The 20,878-nt window shown below is 66.2% G+C and carries 20 protein-coding genes; 13 read left to right on the top strand and 7 right to left on the bottom strand.

Annotated features, from left to right (window positions below; translation table 11 throughout):
• Window positions 1–29 precede the first annotated feature (29 nt).
• Together HNE04_RS20345 and gspG are read right to left on the bottom strand one after the other, a co-directional pair.
• Window positions 30–473 carry a GspH/FimT family pseudopilin gene (locus tag HNE04_RS20345; RefSeq protein WP_172223284.1) on the bottom strand — a complete coding sequence of 148 codons (444 nt, stop codon included), beginning with the start codon at window positions 471–473 and terminating at the stop codon, window positions 30–32.
• A 94-nt stretch (window positions 474–567) separates the two neighbouring features.
• The gene (gene gspG, locus HNE04_RS20350; RefSeq protein WP_172223286.1) at window positions 568–1,008 is read right to left on the bottom strand and encodes a type II secretion system major pseudopilin GspG; all 441 of its coding nucleotides are present in this window, start codon (window positions 1,006–1,008) and stop codon (window positions 568–570) included.
• 39 nt (window positions 1,009–1,047) lie between these two features.
• Between gspG and HNE04_RS20355 the strand changes: the two genes are divergently transcribed.
• Genes HNE04_RS20355 through HNE04_RS20365 form a run of 3 tightly spaced genes read left to right on the top strand, consistent with a single transcriptional unit; the run spans window position 1,048 to window position 4,051 of the window.
• Window positions 1,048–1,491, top strand: coding sequence for a type II secretion system protein N (locus HNE04_RS20355; RefSeq protein ID WP_172223289.1), 444 nt, complete (start codon window positions 1,048–1,050; stop codon window positions 1,489–1,491).
• A gap of 2 nt (window positions 1,492–1,493) precedes the next feature.
• A complete protein-coding gene (locus HNE04_RS20360) occupies window positions 1,494–3,407 on the top strand; it encodes a DUF294 nucleotidyltransferase-like domain-containing protein (protein WP_172223292.1) in 1,914 nt (637 codons plus the stop codon).
• Between the two features lie 2 nt (window positions 3,408–3,409).
• The gene (locus HNE04_RS20365) at window positions 3,410–4,051 is read left to right on the top strand and encodes a 3'-5' exonuclease (RefSeq protein ID WP_172223295.1); all 642 of its coding nucleotides are present in this window, start codon (window positions 3,410–3,412) and stop codon (window positions 4,049–4,051) included.
• Window positions 4,052–4,061: 10 nt separating this feature from the next.
• Here HNE04_RS20365 and HNE04_RS20370 read toward each other — a convergent pair whose 3' ends face one another.
• Both HNE04_RS20370 and ilvA read right to left on the bottom strand, forming a co-directional pair.
• The gene (locus tag HNE04_RS20370; protein ID WP_172223298.1) at window positions 4,062–4,868 is read right to left on the bottom strand and encodes an adenosylcobinamide-GDP ribazoletransferase; all 807 of its coding nucleotides are present in this window, start codon (window positions 4,866–4,868) and stop codon (window positions 4,062–4,064) included.
• Window positions 4,869–4,881: 13 nt separating this feature from the next.
• Window positions 4,882–6,426: a threonine ammonia-lyase, biosynthetic gene (ilvA, locus tag HNE04_RS20375; RefSeq protein WP_172223300.1), complete on the bottom strand. Its 1,545-nt coding sequence runs from the start codon at window positions 6,424–6,426 to the stop codon at window positions 4,882–4,884.
• A 205-nt stretch (window positions 6,427–6,631) separates the two neighbouring features.
• On the opposite strand from ilvA, the gene HNE04_RS20380 reads away from it, so the two are divergent.
• A complete protein-coding gene (locus tag HNE04_RS20380; RefSeq protein ID WP_172223303.1) occupies window positions 6,632–7,081 on the top strand; it encodes an OsmC family protein in 450 nt (149 codons plus the stop codon).
• Here the strand turns inward: HNE04_RS20380 and coq7 are convergent, their stop codons facing one another.
• Window positions 7,082–7,699, bottom strand: coding sequence for a 2-polyprenyl-3-methyl-6-methoxy-1,4-benzoquinone monooxygenase (coq7, locus tag HNE04_RS20385; RefSeq protein ID WP_172223305.1), 618 nt, complete (start codon window positions 7,697–7,699; stop codon window positions 7,082–7,084).
• 257 nt (window positions 7,700–7,956) lie between these two features.
• Here coq7 and HNE04_RS20390 point away from each other — a divergent pair, with 257 nt between their 5' ends.
• From HNE04_RS20390 to HNE04_RS20430, 9 genes are all read left to right on the top strand, one after another.
• A complete protein-coding gene (locus HNE04_RS20390; RefSeq protein WP_172223308.1) occupies window positions 7,957–9,045 on the top strand; it encodes a porin in 1,089 nt (362 codons plus the stop codon).
• A gap of 136 nt (window positions 9,046–9,181) precedes the next feature.
• Window positions 9,182–9,940 carry a DUF3047 domain-containing protein gene (locus tag HNE04_RS20395; protein WP_172223311.1) on the top strand — a complete coding sequence of 253 codons (759 nt, stop codon included), beginning with the start codon at window positions 9,182–9,184 and terminating at the stop codon, window positions 9,938–9,940.
• Between the two features lie 103 nt (window positions 9,941–10,043).
• Window positions 10,044–11,624 (top strand): ABC transporter substrate-binding protein, encoded by a 1,581-nt coding sequence (locus HNE04_RS20400; RefSeq protein WP_172223314.1) that lies wholly within the window; start codon window positions 10,044–10,046, stop codon window positions 11,622–11,624.
• A gap of 115 nt (window positions 11,625–11,739) precedes the next feature.
• Window positions 11,740–12,720 (top strand): ABC transporter permease, encoded by a 981-nt coding sequence (locus HNE04_RS20405; RefSeq protein WP_172223317.1) that lies wholly within the window; start codon window positions 11,740–11,742, stop codon window positions 12,718–12,720.
• Complete coding sequence (locus HNE04_RS20410) at window positions 12,720–13,934, top strand: M20 aminoacylase family protein (protein WP_172223319.1); 1,215 nt, start codon at window positions 12,720–12,722, stop codon at window positions 13,932–13,934. Before HNE04_RS20405 ends, HNE04_RS20410 begins: the two co-directional genes overlap by 1 nt.
• A gap of 46 nt (window positions 13,935–13,980) precedes the next feature.
• Window positions 13,981–15,564: an ABC transporter substrate-binding protein gene (locus HNE04_RS20415; RefSeq protein WP_172223322.1), complete on the top strand. Its 1,584-nt coding sequence runs from the start codon at window positions 13,981–13,983 to the stop codon at window positions 15,562–15,564.
• Between the two features lie 53 nt (window positions 15,565–15,617).
• Window positions 15,618–16,529, top strand: a complete 912-nt coding sequence (locus tag HNE04_RS20420; RefSeq protein ID WP_172223325.1) for an ABC transporter permease — start codon at window positions 15,618–15,620, stop codon at window positions 16,527–16,529.
• Window positions 16,530–16,535: 6 nt separating this feature from the next.
• Window positions 16,536–17,513 carry an ABC transporter ATP-binding protein gene (locus HNE04_RS20425; RefSeq protein WP_172223328.1) on the top strand — a complete coding sequence of 326 codons (978 nt, stop codon included), beginning with the start codon at window positions 16,536–16,538 and terminating at the stop codon, window positions 17,511–17,513.
• Complete coding sequence (locus tag HNE04_RS20430) at window positions 17,510–18,556, top strand: ABC transporter ATP-binding protein (RefSeq protein WP_172223331.1); 1,047 nt, start codon at window positions 17,510–17,512, stop codon at window positions 18,554–18,556. Before HNE04_RS20425 ends, HNE04_RS20430 begins: the two co-directional genes overlap by 4 nt.
• A gap of 7 nt (window positions 18,557–18,563) precedes the next feature.
• Here HNE04_RS20430 and HNE04_RS20435 read toward each other — a convergent pair whose 3' ends face one another.
• Window positions 18,564–20,183 (bottom strand): phosphoethanolamine transferase, encoded by a 1,620-nt coding sequence (locus HNE04_RS20435; protein ID WP_172223334.1) that lies wholly within the window; start codon window positions 20,181–20,183, stop codon window positions 18,564–18,566.
• Window positions 20,180–20,857 (bottom strand): phosphatase PAP2 family protein, encoded by a 678-nt coding sequence (locus HNE04_RS20440; protein ID WP_172223337.1) that lies wholly within the window; start codon window positions 20,855–20,857, stop codon window positions 20,180–20,182. Before HNE04_RS20440 ends, HNE04_RS20435 begins: the two co-directional genes overlap by 4 nt.
• Between the last annotated feature and the right edge of the window lie 21 nt (window positions 20,858–20,878).

Below are 20,878 nucleotides of genomic sequence, written 5' to 3' on the forward strand. Positions count from 1 at the left end.
CTTCGTGCCTTGGGGCGGCCCGGCGGCACTCACTGGGATTCCCCACTCGTCACGGTGAACGGGCGCAAGCCATCGGTGGCGATGCGCAGGCTGCGCTCGGGGTGGGTGGCCGACTGCAACACCACCTCCTGCCTGCCGATGATGGGTTCGGGGCCCAACTGCAGGGCCGCCGTCGGACCCCTGACCTGGGTAGTTTCCACCAGCCAATGGTTGGGCAGTGCCTTGGGCGGCACGCCATCGAACTGGAAGCCCCCCGGAGTGGCGTGCCAACGCACCGGCACGCCGGTGCTGCGCGATTGGGCGCGGGCCGATTCCAGCAAAGCCGCCAGCCTTTGCGCCTCGCGTTCGAGTTGGGTGGCCTCGGAATCGCGCAGCGCGAAGCTCACGCCCGCCGTGGCGATGGCGATGATCGCCACCACGACCAGCAGTTCCAGCAGGGTGAAACCTCGCCGGCTCGCCAGCCGCAGGGGCATCAGTCGGCGACCGTTCGCCGCCAGGCCGCCCCAAGGCGAACGCGCCCCCTCGGGGGGCAGCGCAGCGGCTTTAGCCGCAAGCGTGGGGGCCCACTTATTGCCAACTGCCGACGTCCGCATTCTTGCCCTCGCCGCCGGCCTGGCCGTCGGCGCCGAACGACATCACGTCGATCTCGCCCTTGACGCCCGGGTTGAGGTATTGGTAGGGACGGCCCCAGGGATCGTTCGGCAGTTTTTCCAGGTAGGGCTTCCAGTTGGGAGGCGTGGGGCCGGCCGTGGGCTTGCTGACCAGCGCCTGCAGGCCCTGCTCTCCGGTCGGATAGCGCTGGTTGTCCAGCCGGTAGAGCTTGAGCGCCTGCATCAGGTTGTTGACGTCGGTCTTGGCTGCCGTGGCGCGCGCGTCGTCCGCCCGGTCGAGCACGTTCGGAACGATCAGTGCGGCCAGCACGCCGATGATGACAAGCACCACCATCAGCTCGATGAGGGTGAAGCCGGCCTGGGCGGCGCGGCGCAAGTGGGTGTGAAGTTGCTTCATGCGGTGTAGGGGTCCAATCGCTTCAATGATAATCGCCGTATGGTGAGCAACTTGCACAGCAGATGGGCCGTGGCCGGCTCTACCTTCGTCCTGTGGGCGCTGGTGGCGGGCAGTGCCGTGTATTGGGGCCTCAAGCTTACCAGCCGCGCCGCAGCTACGACGGCGCTGGTGGCGGCGCGCACGCCCGCGCCAGCTGACCCTGCGGCCGTGGCCCGCCTGCTGGGATCCAGTCCGCAAGCCGGCACGGCAGCGCCAGTCGCCAGTCTAGCCAGCCGCTTCAACCTGATGGGCATAGTAGCCAGCCCCAATCGCCAGGGGACGGCGCTGATCGCCGTGGATGGCAAACCCGCCAAGCCTTATCGCGTCGGCTCCGCCGTGGATGAAGGCCTGATTCTGCAGTCGGTGGAGGGCCGCCGGGCGGTGCTGGCCGCCAGCGCGGAAGGCCCGCCGGCAGTGGCGCTCGAATTGCCCGTGCGCAAGTAGCCATGCCGTCGGCCCCGACCGCATCCGCGCCGGCCGCCGCCGCGCAGATGCCGTCGCCCAGCCTGCTGGCGAATTTCCGCCAGGAACTCACGCGTTATCCGCCGTTCGCCCAGATGGATGGGGCCGCGCTGGATTTTTTCCTGACCCATTGCGAGCAGCGTTATTACGCGCCGGGGGAAGTACTGGCGCAGCCCGCCGATGGGGTGATCAAACGGATTTTTTTCATCCGTCAGGGTTCCGTATCCGCCGTGCGGGGGATCGCGGAGCTCTCGGGCGGGGCCTTCGCGTACGAATCTGGCGACCTGTTCCCGCTCAGTGCGGCCGTCGCGCGCCGCGCGGTCACGGCCACATACAGCGCCGCGGCCGACACCTTCGTACTGGCACTACCGTGCGAGCCAATGTGGCAGCTCGCGCAGCGCAGCCAGCCCTTCGCCGATTTCCTGAATCGCCGCATCGCGCAGTTCCTCGAGCTGTCGAAGCAGGCGCTTCAGGCGGTCTACTCCTCGCAGGCGCTGGCCGAGCAATCGCTGGAAACGCCGCTGGGCGACCTGATCAAGCGCGCGCCGGTCAGCTGCAGCCCCGGCACCCCGCTTCAAGAAGCCCTGGCGCAAATGCATCGCGGCCGCATCGGCTCGATGCTGGTCGCCGACCCGCAAGGGCGGCCGATCGGCATCCTCACGCGTTACGACGTGCTCGGTCGCGTGGCGCTGGCCCAGGTGCCCATGGATTCCCCCATCAGCGAGGTGATGGTCCAGCCCGTGCACACCTTGACCACTGCGGACACGGCGCAAGACGCGGCCCTGCTGATGTCGCGCCATGGCATCCGCCACGTGCCCGTCACCCGCGATGGCGTGGCCGTGGGGCTGGTGTCCGAGCGGGACTTGTTCGCGATGCAGCGCCTTTCGCTCAAGCAGGTCGGCACGTCGATTCGCGCAGCAGCCGACATCGATACCCTCAAGCTGGTGGCGCAGGATATCCGCCGGTTTGCCCGCAGCCTGCTGAGCCAGGGCGTGCAGGCGCGGCAGCTGACGGCGCTGACCAGCCACCTCAACGACGGGCTGACGCATCGGCTGCTGGAACTCAAGGCAGCGGAACATGGCATCGCACTGGGCGCGATCTGCTGGTTGGCCTTGGGATCGGAAGGCCGCGCCGAGCAGACCGTGGCGACCGACCAGGACAACGCACTGATCCTGCCCGACGACACAATGGATGGACAGCGCAACGACATCCTGGCGTTCGCCCGCGACGTCAATCTGGCGCTCGATGCCTGCGGTTATCCGCTGTGCCGCGGCCGCGTCATGGCCGGCGAGCAGGGTTGCTGCCTGACGCTGCGCGAATGGCGCGAGCGCTTTGCGGGCTGGATCGAGCACGGAGCGCCCAGTGATCTGCTCCAAGCCAGCATCTATTTCGATCTGCGCGCGCTAGCCGGCAACGCGGACCTGGCCCGCCAGCTGCAGGCCGAGGTGTACGGCGCGGCAAGGCGCACGCCCCGCTTTCTCAAGCAGATGGCACTGAACGCGCTGGAGCGCACGCCGCCGCTGAACTGGGTGGGCGCCGTCGATGTTGACGATGACGGAAAGATCGACCTGAAGCTCAGAGGCACGGCCATCTTCGTCGACGCGGCGCGCCTGTACAGCCTGGCGCACGGCAGCACGCTCACGTCGACGCGGGAACGGTTCGAGAGTGCGGGGGTGCGCATGGGGCTGGCGCCTGCCGAATACCAGGCCTGGTCCGGCGCTTTCGAGTTCCTGCAGATGCTGCGCCTTCGCGTGCAGCTGGAGGGCGGCGGCGCCCAGGCCGAACCCAATCGCATCGCCGTGGCCGGCCTGAACGACATCGACCGCCGAATCCTCAAGGAGTCCTTGAGGGTCGCACGTTCGCTGCAGCAGCGCCTGCGGCTGGACTACGAGAGATAGCCGTGGGATGGCGCGACTGGCTCGGCGCCCGGCCGCAGGCCGTCGACGAGTCGCGCTGGGTGATGCTGGACGTGGAAACCAGCGGGCTCGACGCATCGCGCGACCGCTTGCTGGCAATCGCCGCGATCGCCCTGCGGGTGGACTGGCCACGCAAGCGGCTGGCCATCCACCCCGCCGACAGCTTCGAGGTGGTGCTGCGGCAAGAAGTCGCGTCGGAACGCGGCAACATCCTGCTGCACGGTATCGGCGCGCAACGCCAGCGAGAGGGCACGCCCCCAGGGGATGCGCTACGGGCGTTCGAAGCCTACTTGGGGGCTTCGCCCTTGCTGGCATTCCACGCCGCGTTCGACCGGGTCATCATCGATCGCCACGCCCGCTCGCAGCTGCATACAGTCGTGCCCCATCGCTGGGTGGACCTCGAGCACCTGTGCGCGGCCACCCATGAACACGTGCCGGCCCGTTCGCTCGACGAGTGGCTGGATCATTTTTCGATCCGCTGCGCCGTGCGCCACCAAGCCGCGGCGGACACCCTGGCCGAATGCGAACTGCTGCTGAGGATATGGCCGAAGGTGGCCGCGGAATGCGACAGCTGGCGCGACGTGGAGCGACTGGCTGCGCGCCACCGCTGGATCGCGCACGCCTGAGCTTGCCGCATCAGGCCACGCGGAGCGCCACGGCCGCGCCCAGGTAGAAGGCAAGCTCGCAGGCCTGCTGCGCCGCACCCAGGCAATCGCCGTTGAATCCCTCCAGCCGCCGCACGAACAGCCTTCGCATCCATAGCAGGACGAGGCCGCTGAAAAGGAGGGCGATCATTGCGAACGCCAAGCCCTGCACCAGCAAAGCGACGGCCAGCGGCAGGACGCACCAGGCGCCGGCGATGCCAAGGGCGCGGGAATCGATGCGATCGGCCAGCGGCTTGCCATTGGCGGCGGTGGCCTCGCCGATGTAAGTCATCGTGCGCACCAGCACCAGCGGCCAGAAGCGTGACACCACATGGGCGCCCAGCAACGCGGCCAGCACGGCGGTGGGCGAATGTGCGGCCAGCACGGCCAGCAGCGACACCTTGGCCAGCAACGCCGTGGCCAGGGCCAGCCCGCCATAGGTGCCCAGGCGCGAGTCTTTCATGATTTCTAGCGCTTCGAGCCGGCCGGCGCTTCCGCCCAGGCCATCCGCCACGGCCGCCAGGCCGTCTTCGTGGGATCCGCCGGTGAGCCAGATCGTGGCGATCGTGCAGCCGACGCCCGCGACCAGGGGTGCGAAAGGACTGTCCGGCAGGGCCAGGCCCAGCAGCGCGAAGACCGTGCACGCCAGCAGCCCCACCAGCCACCCGACACCCGGGAAGTGGGCCGCGCTGGCACGCAATACGTCCGGGCTGAAGCCGGTCCATTGGGCGAGCGCGCCCGCCACCGGCATTCGGGTGAAGAACTGGAGGGCGATGAGGTATTGGCGCAGGAAGCTCACTGGCCCATAGTAGTCAAGCTTGCAGGAACAATTGGTAAACCGGGTTGTCGGTTTCCTCTACATACGGGTAACCCAATGTGTCCAGGAAGGCCTTGAACGCCTTGTTGTCGGACTTGGGCACCTGCAAGCCCACCAGGATTCGCCCGTAGTCGGCGCCCTGGTTGCGATAGTGGAAGAGCGAGATGTTCCAGCCGGGCCGCATGTGCGAGAGGAACTTCATCAGGGCCCCGGGCCGCTCCGGGAACACGAACCGCAGCAGCCGCTCCTCGCGCGCCAGTGCCGAGCGCCCGCCCACCATGTGGCGGATGTGTTCCTTGGCCAGGTCGTCGTGGGTCAGGTCCAGGGCTTCGAAGCCATGCCGGCTGAAATTGGCGGCGATCTTCACCGACTCGCCCTTGCCATGCGTCGTCAGGCCCACGAACACATGCGCCTTGTCCGAGTCGCTGATGCGGTAATTGAATTCGGTGACGTTGCGCGGTCCGCCGGGCAAGGCGCCGATCAGTTCGCAGAAACGCTTGAAGCTGCCGCGCTCCTCGGGGATGGTCACCGCGAACAGCGCCTCGCGCTCCTCGCCCACCTCGGCCCGCTCGGCGACGAAGCGCAGGCGGTCGAAGTTCATGTTGGCCCCGCACAGGATGGCGGCGTAAGTCTCGCCGCGCGTCTTGTTGGCCGAAACGTATTGCTTGATCGCCGCCACCGCCAGCGCGCCCGCGGGCTCGACGATGCTGCGCGTGTCGATGAAGATGTCCTTGATGGCGGCGCAGACCGAGTCGGTGTCCACCGTCATGAACTCGTCGACCAGTTCGCGCGCCACGCGGAAGGTTTCCTCTCCCACCAGCTTCACCGCCGTACCATCGGAGAACAAGCCGACGTCGGACAGCGTGACGCGTTTCTTGGCCGTCACCGAGCGCATCATCGCGTCGGAATCGGCCATCTGGACTCCGATGACCTTGATCTCGGGCCGCACGGCCTTGATGTAATTGGCAACGCCCGAAACCAGCCCGCCGCCGCCGATGGCGACGAACACGGCGTCCAGCGGTCCCTGGTGCTGCCGCAGGATTTCCATGGCGATCGTCCCCTGGCCGGCGATCACGTCGGGATCGTCGAAGGGGTGGACGAAAGTGAGGCCCTGCTTCTTCTCGAGTTCGACCGCGTGCAGATAGGCGTCCGAATAGCTTTCACCGTGCAACAGCACCTCGCCACCGAGCGACTTGACGCCGTCGATCTTCACCTGCGGCGTGGTGACGGGCATGACGATCACGGCCCGCGCCCCCAGCCGGTGGGCCGACATGGCCACGCCCTGGGCATGGTTGCCGGCCGAGGCGCAGATCACGCCGCGCTGCAGCTGTTCGGGCGACAGGTGCGCCATCTTGTTATAGGCGCCGCGCAGCTTGAAGCTGAAGACAGCCTGCTGGTCCTCGCGCTTGAGCAGGACCTTGTTGTGCAGCCGCCGGCTCAAGTTCTTGGCGGGTTCCAAGGCCGACTCGACCGCCACGTCGTAAACGCGCGCCGTGAGGATCTTCTTGAGGTAATCGGCGGGCTTGAGATGCTTTTTCATAACCAAAGAATCATAAGCGGCATGAAAAAAGCCCCCGAACCTTGCGGCTCGGGGGCTAAATCCACCAAAGGGAGGTGGAGGAGACAATCGGGGCACAACAAAATCGTTATGCTGCGAATCCAGTATAGCCCGGCTTTTGTTGCGTTGCAGCAAACCGGCGCGGCCTGTGGGCCGTTTGGTCAGCCTCTGGACAGGAAATAAAACGATGGAATGCACGGTGAGTTGGACTGGCGCCACAGGGGCGCGGTCGGCAATGGGATTCGTCGCCGAAACCGGCAGCGGGCACGTCCTGATGATGGATGGCGCGCCGGACACGGCCAAACCCGAGAACGGCGGGCAGAACCTGGCGCCCCGGCCCATGGAAACCGTGCTGGCCGGCACCGGGGGCTGCACCGCCTATGACGTGGTGCTGATCCTCAAGCGCGGGCGCCACGACGTGCAGGGCTGCTCCGTGAAGCTCGCCGCCGACCGGGCCCCGAACGACCCCAAGGTGTTCACCAAGATCCACATGCACTTCACCGTGACGGGCAACGGCGTCCCGGCGCCCGCCGTGGAGCGCGCGATCGCGATGAGCCATGAGAAGTACTGCTCGGCGAGCATCATGCTGGCCAAGACGGCCGAAATCACCACCAGCTTCGAGGTTCTGCCCGCCTGATCAGATGTAGTGGGCCGTCGTGGTCATGACCTTGGCCGCGGCGCGCATCAGCGCCTTGGCGGGCGCAGGCAGTTCGACAGCGCCGGCCCCCAAGGCCTGGGCGGCGTGCGCGGCCTCGTCGTTCTTCATTTGCACCACGATAGCCCGCGAGGCGTGGTCGCCCGCCGGCAGCCTCTCCAGATGGCTTTGCAGGTGGGCCTCGACCTGCATTTCGGTTTCGACGACGAAGCCGAGGCTGATGCGGTCTCCCAGGCGGCCGGCCAGCAGGCCCAGCCCGAACGCGCCCGCATACCACAGTGGATTCAGCAGCGACGGCCGGTCCCCCAGCTCCGCGAGCCGGTCCGCAGTCCAGGCCAGGTGGTCGGTTTCTTCGGCGGCGGCCTGCTGGAAATGCTGGCGCAGGGCCGCATCGGGCGTGGCCAGGGCCTGGGCCGTGTACAGGGCCTGGGCGCAAACCTCGCCCACGTGGTTGACCCGCATCAGCGCCGCTGCTTCGCGCCGCTCGCCGGCTGCGAGATGGGTCTCGTCCCCGGGCACGATGGGACAGGGCCGCACCGGCCGATGTTTGGCAAAAAGGGTTCTGAGTGCGCTGTCGGCGGCGCCAAGAAAACGGTCCATGCGGCCAGTTTAAGGCGCCGAAAAGAAAAAGAGGGGTGTTGCGCCGAATCCACTCAGCAGTTTCGTCCTGTTGTCCTCGTGCAACGAATCGGCTTTCTGAAGGCTAAATGCTTTGCGAAAGAAAGGCCGCTCTGGTGCAATAACAACAACTTCCCAAAAGGAGGTTGGCCCGGGGATCCGGCGGGAGCACAAAAGTGCCTGCATTTCGTGACCCCTTCGCACCGGAGCCCTATGTTTAACCTTGGAGAAACTTGCAAATGAAAAAGTCCCTGATTGCTCTGGCTGTTCTGGCTGCTGCCGGCGCGGCTTCTGCCCAATCGTCCGTCACGCTGTTCGGCGTTGTTGACGCCACGCTGGCCTTCGGCCGCGGCTCGCTGACCGACAGCACCCAACTGACGAATTCGGGCTACAACAGCTCGCGTCTGGGTTTCCGTGGCACTGAAGACCTGGGCGGCGGCATGTCTGCCTCGTTCTGGCTCGAAGCTGGCGTTAACAACGACAACGGCCAAGGCACCGCCACCAACTCCAACAACCAACTCGTCGGCGCTTTCAACGCCGCGACTGGCGCCAACGCACCGGTTCGCGCTGGCACGCAAGGCCTGACGTTCAATCGTCGTTCCACCGTCAGCCTGGCCGGCGGCTGGGGCGAACTGCGCCTGGGTCGTGACTACACCCCGCAATTCTGGAACCTGACCGTGTTCGATCCGTTCGGCACGAACGGTGTGGGCACCACCCAGACCCTGAACGCGATTTCCGGCATGCCCACCGCTGTCCGCGCTTCGAACGGCATCGGCTACTTCCTGCCGGGCAACCTGGGCGGCTTCTACGGCCAAGTCCAGTACTACCTGGGTGAGAACCCCGAAAACGGCGCTGCTACCGAAGACGACGGCCGTGGCCTGGGCGTGCGCCTCGGCTTCGCCAATGGTCCCTTCAACGTGGCCCTGGCTGTGAGCCGCACCGACTACGCTGCCGGCGACTTCAAGCAGAACAACCTGGGCGGCCAGTGGGACTTCGGCATGGCCAAGCTGATGGGTCACATCAGCCGTGACAAGCTGGGTACCGTGGACGGCAAGGGCTGGCTGATTGGCGCCCTGGTGCCGGTCGGCGCTGGCGAAATCCGCGTTGCCTTCTCGCGTTACACCCTGGATCTGGGCGCCATCGGCGACTCCGAAGCCAAGAAGCTCGCGATCGGCTACGTGCACAACCTGTCCAAGCGTACCGCCGTCTACACGACGTATGCACGCGTGCGCAACAACGACCTGTCTGCCTTCAGCCTGAACGGCGCGACCACCGGCTTCGGTACGTCGTCCAGCGGCCTGGACATCGGCGTTCGCCACAGCTTCTAATTCCAAGGCTGGCCTTGTGCCAGCCCAGGACGAAGAAACTTGAAAAGCCGCCTTCGGGCGGCTTTTTTTATGGGCGATCGCATCAAACGCCCGAGTTTGCGCTACTGTCGGCGCCACAAGAACGTTGGGCTATTCGATGAAAGATCACCGGGGCCGGGCAGGCCCCTTATTGCTTGCGCTGCTGCTCGCCGGTTGTTCCGCCGTACCCGCGGACAAGGACCCGGCTGAGATCGGCGGCAGCCCGTGGGCCGTCGAATCCGTGCCCGCGCCTGCCGGCTGGGATCACCTCATCTTCCCCGGGAAATCGCCCAACCAATTCAAATACGACCGCAAGGACGGGCGGAATTCCGTTGCCGTGGCAACCGCTTCGTCGGCCAGCATGCTTCGCAGCAAGATCCGCATCGAACCTGCGGAATTGGGCAGCGTGCGGTTCTCCTGGAAGGTCCCCCAGCTCATTGCGGGGGCGGACATGGCCCTGCGCGACGCCGACGATTCGCCGGTGCGCATCGTGCTGGTGTTCGAGGGCGACCGGTCCCGGTTTTCCATCCGCGACGCCGCGCTTTCCGAATTGGCGCACACACTGACCGGCGAGAAGATGCCCTACGCCACGCTGATGTACGTGTGGTGCGGCAAGCGCGAGCCGGGCACGATCATCAAGAGTCCGCGCACCGAGCGCGTGCGCAAGCTGGTGGTGGAGTCCGGCAGCCGGAAGCTCAACCAATGGCTGGACTACGAGCGAAATATCCGCGCCGACTTCGAACGCGCGTTTGGCGAGAAGCCGGGCGCCCTGGTGGGTATCGGCATCATGAGCGACAGCGACAACACGCGCTCGGCGGCCAAGGCCTGGTATGGCCCGGTGCGGCTCGCGCCGGCCGCGACCCTCCCACCGGCCTGACCCCTGCCGCTTGTCGCGGGCGGCACAAAGCTTGCGGGAAACCCCTTTTGACGCCGCTGGCGCGGCTGTTGCATAGTCGGCTCTCTTTCATACAGAGGGTTCAATGAAACTCAAGACTGCACTTTTGGGCGCGGCCATTTTCGCGGCCCTGGGCGCCACGCCGGCGCTCCAAGCCAAGCCTTTCAAATGGTCCAGCGCCAGCGACATCCCGACGCTGGACATCCATTCCCAGAACAATGCGCTGGGCAATGGGGTCCACGCCGCCATCTTCGACTCCCTGGTTTACTACAACAGCCAGACGTTCAAGCCCGAGGCGCAGCTGGCAACAGCGTGGCGCGAAGTCACGCCGACGCAGGTGCGGTTCACCCTGCGCAGCGGCGTCAAGTTCAGCGACGGCACGCCCTTCACCGCCGATGACGTGGTGTTCTCCATCCACCGCGCGATGGTCAAGACCTCCAACTACGCCGTCTATACGCAGGGCATCGAAAAAGTAGTCAAGGTCAACGATTCCACGGTCGACTTCATCATGAAGGGCCCGAACCCGGTACTGCTGAACCAGCTCACCGAGCTGCGCATCATGAGCAAGGCCTGGGCGGACAAGAACAAGGCCCTCGAGCCCAAGGACATCCGCACCAAGGACGAGACCTTCTCGCACCGCAACGCCATGGGCACCGGCCAGTACACCGTCAAGGAATGGCAGCCCGACCAGCGGCTGGTGCTGGTGAAGAACCCGAATTACTGGGGCAACGCGCAGAGCAACGTCACCGAAATCATCTACACGCCGATCAAGTCGGAGGCCACGCGCATCGCCGCGCTGCTGTCCGGCGAGGTCGACTTCGTCCTCGACCCCAGCCCGCAGGACCTGGCTCGCCTGCGCACCAGCGGCAACCTCAAGGTAATCGACGGCGTCGAGAACCGGACCATCTTCTTCGGGATGGACCAGTTCCGGGACGAGTTGCCCGGCTCCAACATCAAGGGCAAGAATCCGCTCAAGGACGTGCGTGTGCGCAAGGCCCTGTACCAGGCCATCGACAGCGACAGCCTGCACAAGGTCACCATGCGCGGCCTGTCCCAGCCCACCGGCACGCTGGTCGCGCCCCAGGTGAACGGCTGGACCGAGGGCGTCCACAAGCGCTTCCCCTTCGACGTCGAAGGCGCCAAGAAGCTGTTGGCGGACGCCGGGTATCCCCAGGGCTTCGAAGTCGACTTCGCCTGCCCCAACAACCGTTACATCAACGACGAGGAAATCTGCCAGGCGGTCACGGCCATGTGGTCGCGCATCGGCGTGCGGGCCAAGTTGCGCACCTTGCCGCTGGTCACCTACTTCCCGATGATCCAGCGCTTCGAGGCCAGCATCTACATGCTGGGCTGGGGCGTTCCCACCTTCGACTCGCTCTACAGCCTGCAATCACTCGCGCGCACGGTTGGGGCCGGCGGTGACGGCAACTACAACGTGGGCCGCTACAGCAACCCCCGCATGGACGTGATCGTGGACCGCGTCAAGGTCGAAACCGACCTGCCGGTGCGCAACCGCTTCCTCACCGAGGCACTGCAGCTGAGCAATGACACCGTGTCGCACATCCCGCTGCACAACCAGATCATTCCCTGGGCCATGAAGAGGAATGTGGACCTCGTGCATCGCCCCGACAACCGCCTGGACTGGCGCCTGATCAAGGTGAACTAAAGGACGAGAACAAGGCCGCCTGGGCGGCCTTGTTCCTTGTCACCATGGCCCGGCAATTGCTTTAGGCTTAAAGAATTCTGCTAGCATCGGCAACCCTCAGCACGCGTAAATACGAATGTTCGCCTTTATCCTGCGCCGCCTGATCCAGGCGGTGGTTGTCATGGTTGCAGTCGCGTTCATCGCGTTCCTGCTTTTCCAGTACGTGGGCGACCCGGTTGTCTTCCTGCTGGGGCAGGACGCGTCGCCGCAGCAGATCCGCGAACTGCGCGCCGACTTGGGGCTGGACAAATCCTTTGTCGTGCAGTTCGGGCATTTCCTGGTCAATGCGGCCCAGGGCGAGTTCGGCCTGAGCCTGCGCCAGGGCGCCAAGGTCTCCCGCCTGATTGCGGAACGCTTCCCGGCCACCTTGGAGCTGGCCCTCATCGCCGCGCTGCTGGCGCTGGTGATCGGCATCCCCATGGGCGTGTACTCGGCCCTGCGCCGCGGCAAGTTCCTGAGCCAGGTCTTCATGACGATTTCCCTGCTGGGCGTTTCGCTGCCCACCTTCCTGATCGGCATCCTGCTGATCCTGGTCTTCGCCGTCACGCTCGGCTGGTTCCCCAGTTTCGGCCGCGGCGAGACCGTGCAGATCGGCTGGTGGTCCACGGGCCTGCTCAAGGCCAAGGGCTGGCACCACATCGTGCTGCCCGCGGTGACGCTCGCGATATTCCAGCTCACGCTGGTCATGCGTCTGGTGCGCGCGGAGATGCTCGAAGTGCTGCGCACCGACTACATCAAGTTCGCCCGGGCCCGCGGCCTTTCCAACCGGGCCATCCATTTCGGGCACGCCCTCAAGAACACCTTGGTGCCGGTGATGACCATTACGGGCCTGCAGTTGGGCGGGCTGATCGCCTTCGCCATCATCACCGAGACGGTGTTCCAGTGGCCCGGCATGGGGCTGCTGTTCATCCAGGCCGTCACCTTCGCCGACATCCCCGTGATGGCGGCCTACCTGTGCCTCATCGCACTGATCTTCGTCGTGATCAACCTGATCGTCGACCTCTTGTACTTCGCCGTCGATCCGCGCCTGCGCGTGAGCACCGCGGGAGGCCACTGATGCAATCCGGTCGTCTTAAAGTCAACGGGCGGGCATTCGCCCACATCGCCCAGTTCCACCCGGAACTGACGGCGCTGCGCCGCGACCTGCACGCCCATCCCGAACTGGGTTTCGAGGAAATCTACACCTCGGGCCGCGTGCGCGAGGCGCTCAAGCTGTGCGGTGTGGACGAGGTCCACACCGGCATCGGCAAGACCGGCGTCGTGGGCGTCATCAAGGGCCGCCAGGACACCGGCGGACGCATGGTCGGCCTGCGCGCCGATATGGACGCGCTCACCATGTGCGAGGACAACGAGTTCGCCTGGAAGTCCACCCGCGGCGGCATGATGCACGGCTGCGGCCACGACGGGCACACGGCGATGCTCGTGGGCGCCGCCCGGTATCTTGCTGAAACCCGCAATTTCGATGGCACGGCCGTGGTGATCTTCCAGCCCGGCGAGGAAGGCTTCGCCGGCGCCAAAGCCATGATCGAGGACGGCCTGTTCGACCGCTTCCCGGTCGAAGCCGTCTATGCCATGCACAACTGGCCGGGCATGAAGCCGGGGATGGTCGGCATCACGCCCGGGCCGCTGATGGCGGCCGCCGACCGCATCACCATCGAGATCACCGGGAAGGGCGGACACGGCGCCCATCCTTACCTCGCGGTCGATCCGGTGCTGGTGGCGGCGCACATCATCACCGCGGTGCAGAGCATCGTGTCGCGCAACGTGCGGCCGGTCGAAGGCGCCGTGATCAGCCTGTGCGCCATGCATGCCGGCGACCTGCACGCCATGAGCGTCATCCCGGGCAAGGCCACGCTGGTCGGGACGGTGCGCACTTTCCGGCCCGAGGTGCAGACCCTGGTGGAGCGCCGCCTCAATGAGCTGTGCAGCGCCGTGGCCCTGGGTTTTGGCGCGACCGCCAGCGTCCGCTACGAGCGCGTTTATCCGGCCACTGTGAACTCGATCCGCGAAGCCGCGTTCGCCGCCGGCGTCGCGCAGTCGCTGGTGGGCGCCGACCACGTGGTCCAGGACATGGAGCCCAGCATGGGCGCCGAAGACTTCTCCTTCATGTTGCAAGTCAAGCCCGGCGCCTATATGCGCATCGGCCAGGGCGGCGAGGGCAGCTGCTTCCTGCACAACAGCCGCTACGACTTCAACGATGAAATCCTTCCGCTGGGCTCGGCCTTGCACGCCGGGCTGGTCGAGCACTCCCTGCCCCTGCCGCGCCCGTGAACGGCGCCCAAGCTTTCCCTCCCATATCTTTCAACAGGAGCCATCGATGAAACACAAGTACAACCTGCTCTGCGCCTCGGTCCTCGCGGTTGCAGCCGCCGGCGCCCAGGCCCAGACCGTGCGCATCGCGAACCAGGGCGACGCGCTCTCGATGGACCCGCACTCGCTCAACGAGTCGCTGCAGCTGAGCGTCACCGGCAACGTCTATGAAGGCCTGATCAACCGCAACAAGGACCTGAGCCTGGCGCCGGGCCTGGCCACCTCGTGGAAGCAGACCTCACCGACCGTGTGGCGCTTCGAGCTGCGCAAAGGCGTGCAGTTCCACGACGGCACGCCGTTCACGGCCGACGACGTGGTGTTCTCCTTTGCGCGCACCCAGGTCGAGGGCTCCGACATGAAGAGCTACACCAACGACTTCAAGGAAGTGCGCAAGATCAACGACCACACCGTCGAGATCGAGACCAAGGCACCGTTCCCCATCCTGCCGGACGTGATCACGCTGGTGTACATGATGAGCAAGAAGTGGGCGGAAACCAATCAGGCCGCGCGCCCGGTGGACCGCCGCAAGGGCATCGAGAACGCGGCCTCCTTCCGCGCCAACGGCACCGGCCCGTTCCGTCTGCGTGAGCGCCAGCCGAACGTGCGCACGACCTTCGTTCGCAACGGCAGCTACTGGGGCAAGATCGAAGGCAACGTGCAGGAGGTGATCTTCACGCCCATCGGCAACGACGCGACCCGCGTGGCCGCCCTGCTGTCCGGCGAGGTCGACGTGATGGAACCCGTGCCGGTGCAGGACATCGAACGCGTCAATGGTTCGCCCAACACCAAGGCCCTGGTCGCGCCCGAGCTGCGCACCATCTTCCTGGGCATGGACCAGAAGCGCGACGAACTGCAGTATTCCAGCGTCAAGGGCAAGAACCCGTTCAAGGACAAGCGGGTGCGCCAGGCCTTCTACCAGTCGATCGATATCGAAGGCATCAAGCGCACCGTCATGCGCGGGGCATCGAATCCCACGGCGCTCATGGTGGGCCCCGGCATCAATGGCTTCCAGCCCGATCTCAACAAGCGGCTGCCTCAGGACCCGGAGGGCGCCAAGAAGCTGCTGGCCGACGCCGGCTATCCCAACGGCTTCGAGGTGACGCTGAACTGCCCCAACGACCGCTACGTCAACGATGCGCGCATCTGCCAGACGGTGGCGGCCAACCTCTCGCGCATCGGCGTCAAGATCAACCTGGCGGCGGAAACCAAGGGCACCTACTTCCCCAAGATCCTGCGCCGCGACACCAGCTTCTACCTGCTGGGCTGGACGCCGGGCACCTACGACGCGCACAACGCGCTGAATGCGCTGATGGCCTGCGTGGACGACAAGGGCGCCGGCCAGTTCAATCTGGGCAGCTATTGCAATCCCAAGGTCGACCAGTTGACCAAGGCCATCCAGTCGGAAACCGACAAGGCCAAGCGCAACGGCATGATCAAGGAAGCCTTCCAGATCCATGCGGACGACATCGGCCACCTGCCGCTGCACCAGCAGGCGCTGGCCTGGGGCGTGAGCAAGAAGCTCGACCTGGTCCAGCTGCCGGACAACTTCATGTTCTTCAAGTGGATGACGATCAAGAAGGTAAGCCCCTGATGGGATGAGCGCCGCTGCGGGAGGGCCCGGGCGGCGCTCGACAATTCTCCGAGATGAAAAAAACATTATTTGGCTGGCTCGACAGCGACATCGGGTACAGCTTCCGCACGTCGCCCGTGGCCATCCTGGCGGCGGCGATTGCGCTCGTTTGCTTTATCTGCTCGGTCTTCGCCGGCTGGATCGCGCCCCATAACCCGTTCGATCTCACGACACTGGTGCTAAGCGATGCGCGCCTGCCGCCGGCGTGGGAGCCCGAGGGCAGTACCAAGTACCTGCTGGGCACCGACGACCAGGGCCGCGACATCCTGTCGGCGCTGATCTACGGAGCGCGCATTTCGCTGGTGGTCGGCGTGGCCTCGGTGATCCTCTCCATGGTCATCGGCGTTGCGCTCGGTCTCCTGGCCGGATTCCGCGGCGGATGGATCGACACCTTCCTGATGCGCGTGTGCGACGTCATGCTGTCCTTCCCCTCCATCCTGGTGGCGCTGCTGATCGCCGGCGTGGGCCGCGCGCTCTTCCCCGACGCCCATGACACCGTCGCCTTCGGCGTGCTGATCGTCTCGATCACGCTGACAGGCTGGGTCCAATACGCCCGCACCGTGCGCGGGTCCACCCTGGTCGAGCGCAACAAGGAATATGTGCAGGCCGCGCGGGTGACCGGCGTGGCGCCGCTGCGCATCATGGCGCGCCATGTGCTGCCCAACGTGATGGGCCCGGTCCTGGTGCTGGCGACCATCCATGTGGCCACGGCCATCATCACCGAGGCCACGCTGTCCTTCCTCGGCGTTGGCGTGCCGCCCACTTCCCCATCCCTCGGTACCCTGATCCGGGTGGGCAACGACTATCTTTTCTCCGGCGAGTGGTGGATCACCATCTTCCCCGGCCTGATGCTGATCCTGATCGCCCTGTCGGTGAACCTGCTGGGCGATTGGCTGCGCGATGCGCTCAACCCGCGCCTTCGCTAGTGCCCCATGAGTCTCCTACAAGTCAAAAATCTCATCGTCGAGTTTCCGAACCGCCGCGGCACGCTGCGCGCCCTGGACGACATTTCCTTCGACATCGCGCCCGGCGAAATCCTGGGCGTCGTCGGTGAATCCGGTGCCGGCAAGTCACTCACCGGCGCCGCCATCATCGGCCTGCTCGAGCCGCCCGGGCGCGTCGCCTCGGGCCAGATCCTGCTGGAAGGCCAGCGCATCGACAACCTGCCGTACGACAAGATGCGCCACATCCGCGGCCGCAAGATCGGCGCAATCTTCCAGGATCCGCTGACCTCGCTGAATCCGCTGTACACGATTGGAAGGCAGCTGCGGGAGACCATCCAGACCCACCTGCCGGTCGACGACAAGGAGGCGCAGCGCCGCGCCATCAGCCTGCTGGAAGACACCGGCATCCCGGCCGCGGCTGAGCGCATCGACCATTTCCCGCACCAGTTCTCCGGCGGCATGCGCCAGCGCGTGGTGATTGCGCTGGCCCTGGCGGCCGAGCCCAAGCTGATCGTCGCCGACGAGCCCACCACGGCGCTCGACGTTTCCATCCAGGCGCAGATCATCCAGCTGCTCAAGCGCATCTGCAAGGACCGCGGCGCAGCCGTGATGCTCATCACCCATGACATGGGCGTGATCGCCGAGACCTGCGACCGCGTGGCCGTGATGTACGCCGGCCGCATCGCCGAGATCGGCCCGGTCCACGAGGTCATCAACCAGCCCGCGCATCCCTACACCGTGGGCCTGATGGCGGCGATTCCCGATATGGAAGTGGAGCGCGAGCGCCTGAACCAGATCGATGGCGCCATGCCCCGGCTGAACGCGATCCCGCCCGGCTGCGCCTACAACCCGCGCTGCCCGCGCGCCTTCGATCGCTGCACCGTCGAGCGCCCCGATCTTCTGAATGCCGGCGCTACCCGCGCTGCCTGCTGGCTGCACGACGCCCATGCGGGGGCGACGGTATGAGCGCCAACGATTTACTCAACGCGGCCGGCCCGGTACCAGGGGCCAAGATCATTGCGCCTCTGGTGCAGGCGCGCGACCTAGCCAAGGTCTTCGACGTTTCCGTGCCCTGGCTGAACCGCGTGATCGAGCGGCGGCCGCGCCAGCTGCTGCATGCGGTGGACGGCGTCAGCTTCGACATCCAGCAAGGCCAGACCCTGGCGCTGGTGGGCGAGTCCGGTTGCGGCAAGAGCACCGTCGCCAGGCTACTGGTGGGCCTGTACGAGCCCACGCGCGGTGGCCTCACTTTCGACGGCCAGGACGCCCATGCCGCGTTCAAGACCCCGCAGGGCCGCCAGCTGCGCCGGCGCATCCAGATGATCTTCCAGGACCCGTATGCCAGCCTGAATCCGCGCTGGATCGTGGAAGACATCGTCGGCGAGCCCCTCAAGGAACACCGCATCATCACCGACCGCGACCAGCTGAAAGAGCGGGTGGGTGAACTGCTCAAGTCGGTCGGCCTGTCGCCGCTGGACATGGTGAAGTACCCGCACCAGTTCTCCGGCGGGCAGCGGCAGCGCATCTCCATCGCGCGGGCCCTGGCCACCGAGCCCGAGTTCCTGGTGTGCGACGAGCCGACCTCGGCGCTGGACGTGAGCGTGCAGGCCCAGGTGCTGAACATCATGAAGGACCTGCAGCGCCAGCGCGGCCTCACTTACCTCTTCATCTCGCACAACCTGGCGGTGGTGCGGCATGTGAGCGATCAGGTCGGCGTGATGTACCTGGGGCGCCTGGTGGAGTTGTCCGGCAAGCACCAGCTGTTCGGCAATCCGCGCCACCCCTACACGCGCATGCTGCTCGATGCCATCCCCAAGATGCACGACACCGGCCGCTCGCGCACGCCGGTGTCGGGCGAGGTGCCCAACCCGCTGAGCCCGCCCACGGGCTGCGCCTTCCATCCGCGCTGCCCCCACGCCAATGCCCGCTGCAAGGCGGAGCGACCGGCGCTGCTGGAAATCCAGGGCGTGAAGATCGCCTGCCACGCCGTCGAGGAAGGTCGAATCTGAGCGGCGCTCAATGGGCGGCGCAGGGCGCGTAGGCGTCGAGTTGGCGATCGTAGACGGCGGTACTCACCTGCATCAGGCCGAGCACGGCATGGAAGTAGTTGTCGTGTGTCAGCGGCAGATCGCGTCTGCCGCGCAGGCACTCGGTGGCGATCCCGCTGCGTTGCTCGAAGCCCGGCGAAAGCCAGGTGATCCAGGGCACATGCTTTTGCACCTCGGGTGCGATGCTGAAGGGCATTCCGTGCAGGTAGAGATTGTTCTCTCCCAGGGATTCGCCGTGGTCGGCAACGTAGAGCATGGCGGTATCGAAGCCCTGTTGCCGCTCGAGCCAGTCGATGGTGGATCCCAGGACATGATCGGTGTAGGCAATCGAGTTGTCGTAGGCGTTCACCAGTTCCGCCCGGCTGCAGTCCTGCAGGTTCGCGCTGGTGCATTCCGGCAGGAATTTCTTGAAGGCCGGTGGCGAGCGCAGGTGGTAGGCCGGTCCGTGGCTGCCCATCTGGTGCATCACCAGCACCACTCCGCGCGCAACGCGCTCCGGGGGCAACGCCGCGAGCCGCTGATCCAGCCCCTCGAGCATGATCCCGTCCAGGCACTGCCCTGCCGCGCACAAGTGGGGATGGTTCAGGGCGGCAGTGTCGACGTGGGGAATGCGATCGCACACGCCCTTGCATCCGGACTGGTTGTCGATCCACAGCACGGCCAGGCCGGCATGCTGAAGCACGTCCATCAGCGTTTCGTAATCCCGGTCGCGGCCATCGAAGCCGTTGCGGCCGAGGTGCGAGAACATGCACGGAACCGATGCCGCCGTGCTGGTGCCGCAAGAGGTGGCGTGCAGCGCGCTGGCGACGCCATGCCGCTCGAGTTCTGGTGTGGTGGGCCGGTCGTAGCCGTTCACGCCGAAATTGCCGCTGCGGCCTGTTTCCCCCAGCACCAGGACCAGTAGGGGCGGACGGCTCCGCCCGTCCGGCACATGGGCGTCGGCACCCAGCACCGCAACGCCGGGCGGGCGCCGCAGCGGCTTGCTGGCGGCGTGGCCAAGGGCGTATATCGTGTTCAGCGGGTTGATCAGGTAGCGCAGCTGCTTGTGGTTGCGCATGGTGGAGGACAGCGGCTGGAAGCTCAGCAATGCCAGCAACGCCGCCAGCGCTAGCGACGCTGCCAGCATGGCCAGATTGCGCCCGGCCTGCGCCGGCCAGCCGCCATGGCGCACCCGTATTCGCCAGACAGCGGCTGCGGGCAGCAGGCCCAGGAGCCCGAGCGTCGCCAGCAGGTGCCAGTCGAAAAGGGCCAAGGCCTCGTGGGTGTCGGTTTGCAGCACGTTGACGACCATGCTGCTGTCGATGACCACATGGTAGGCGAGCATGAAATGGGTCGCAGCGGCGCAAGCCGCCAGCAAAAGGATCAGCGCCGGCTTGAGGGTCCAGCGCCAGGCCAGCAGGCTCAGGATCGCGCTGAGGCAGGCAGCGACCATCAAGGCCAGACCGGCGCCGAACGCCCAGCCCGCAGGCCCCTGCAGTGCCTCGTGCGCGCGCATCTCGCCCCACAAGGCCGCGTTGCCGATGGTTGCCATCCACAGGCTGGCCCCGATCACCAGCCACAGCGGGCGGATTCCCGCGGTCCCGTTCATGGCTGTTCAGCCAGGCCCTGCGGCCAGACGCGATCGATGCACAGCGCCACCAACCAGCAGAGCCAGCCGGTCCACAGGGTGTGACTCATGAAATGGGCGCCGCGCAGTTGCTGGCCGATACCCAGCACCAGCCCCGCAGCCAGGGCGGCGGCCAGCCAGGCCCGCGCCAGCCCGGGCGTTGCGCGAAAGGTGAAGAAGCCACCCAGGAAGGCGAATCCGGACGATGCGTGCCCGGCCGGGAAACAATGGCCGGGTCCACCGTCCGAACTGGCGGACCAATGCGGGACATACGGCGCTGCGCCGCCGTAGGCACTCAGGTCCCAGGGGCAGCTGGTCGCACTGAACCCCTTCAGCAACGCGACCGTCGCAGCCGCCGCCAGTGTCATCACGGCCAGCTGCAGCCGGGCGGAGAAGTCCAATCGGGCCAGCGGACCCATGGGCCACCACACCCCCAAGCACAGCAGCACTACCAGCAGCCACGAAGCGTGGCGCATGGCGTCGTGCAACAGCACCGTGAGCAACCAATCATGGCGCAGGGCAAAGCCGCCCGGGCCACCGGCCAGCCCGGCCAGCGCCAGATCGAGGCCCGACAGGTCCCAGGCAAATACCAGGGCCAGCGCCGCCGCGGTTGGCAAGAGCAAAGGCGGCGGTGGGGCAAACGATGGGATGCGCATTGGGCGGCAGCTTGGCCGCCA

Origin of the sequence: Caenimonas soli, from assembly GCF_013155545.1 — a bacterium.
Taxonomy (GTDB): domain Bacteria; phylum Pseudomonadota; class Gammaproteobacteria; order Burkholderiales; family Burkholderiaceae_C; genus Ramlibacter; species Ramlibacter soli.